General features: G+C 70.6%; 2 protein-coding genes. Both read left to right on the forward strand.

Annotated elements, in window-relative coordinates:
* Positions 1 to 111: 111 nt before the first annotated feature.
* Positions 112 to 294: a hypothetical protein gene (locus FV230_RS28545; protein ID WP_147844753.1), complete on the forward strand. Its 183-nt coding sequence runs from the start codon at positions 112 to 114 to the stop codon at positions 292 to 294.
* 393 nt (positions 295 to 687) lie between these two features.
* On the forward strand, positions 688 to 1,189 hold a 502-nt coding region (locus tag FV230_RS28550; protein ID WP_147844754.1), incomplete at its 3' end, for a phosphate-starvation-inducible PsiE family protein.

The following is a 1,189-nucleotide window of genomic DNA, read 5'->3' on the forward strand; positions in this document are numbered from 1 at the left end:
CTCGCGCGCCGCCCTCCCCCGGCCGACGCGGCGTGAAACACCCGGGGCCGCCTCGCGTTGATCCGGCACCGGCGCCGCCCTCGGCGCCTCGTGACGGCAGGAGCAGCCCCGATGACCGACGACACCAAGACGCCGCAGGGCGCGGACAAGCCGGGGTTCCAGCAGGGCAGCGCCAAGCCCGGCGACGAGAAGAACCCCGCCAACCAGCAGGACAAGATGGGCGAGCGCCTCGACGACGCCCTCGAGGAGACCTTCCCGTCGAGCGACCCGGTCTCGGTGAAGATCACCAAGTAGCGCGATCCGCAGGCGTTCGGGGCCGGTGCGCGCGAGGCGCGCCGGCCCTTTTCGTTGCGGTGCTTCCGCTGCGGGCGCGGACGACGCAAGCACGCGCGGACGGAGAAGGCACGGGGACGCCGAGCGGTCCCGTGCGGAGCGCCCTCCGCCCTCAGCGGCCGCGCAGGAAGAAGAACCAGATCAGGAGGATGACGGGGATCGGGATCCCGATGAGCCACAGCAGGCCGCCGGTCAGCATGTCTTTCTCCTATGTTGCACGAGAGCAACGGGACCATCCCGGAAACCGTTCCGCCGCGCGGACGCCCGCGATCCCCGCCCGCCGCCAAGCTTCCGCTGGACGCCGGCCGCACGATCCTGTCTCATCGGAACGAAGACGCGTCCGGGAGGCACGCCATGGCCGACGATCCGCAATCGCAGGGGCGCCTGACCCGCGCGTCGAGCTTCGTCTTCCTCCACACCGAGCACGCGATCTACGCGGCCCTGGGCCTGCTGCTGGCCTTCACCGCGCTGATCGCGCTGGTCGACGCCGTCGGGCTCACCTTCGAGGCGCTGCGCTCGCTCGGGGGCGCCGCGCAGACCCTGGAGGTGGTCGACCGGCTGCTGTTCCTGCTGATGCTGGTGGAGATCCTGCACACGGTGCGGGTCTCGATGCGCTCCGGCAAGCTCACCTGCGAGCCGTTCCTGATCGTCGGGCTGATCGCCTCGATCCGGCGGGTGCTGGTGATCACCCTGCAATCCTCCGAGATCATGCACGGCAAGGACTGGACGCAGGAGAAGGCGGCCCTGTTCCAGGCCTCGATGATCGAGCTCGGCGTGCTCGCCGGCCTGATCCTCACCATGGTGGCCTCGATCTTCCTGCTCCACCGCGCCCGCGACGACGACAAGCCGGCCGGCG

It is taken from the genome of Methylobacterium sp. WL6 (genome assembly GCF_008040095.1).
Classification (GTDB): Bacteria; Pseudomonadota; Alphaproteobacteria; order Rhizobiales; family Beijerinckiaceae; genus Methylobacterium.

Bases quoted from the DNA above. Each gene is read 5' to 3' on its own strand.
- FV230_RS28545 (WP_147844753.1), top strand. From the start codon at position 112: ATGACCGACGACACCAAGACGCCGCAGGGCGCGGACAAGCCGGGGTTC.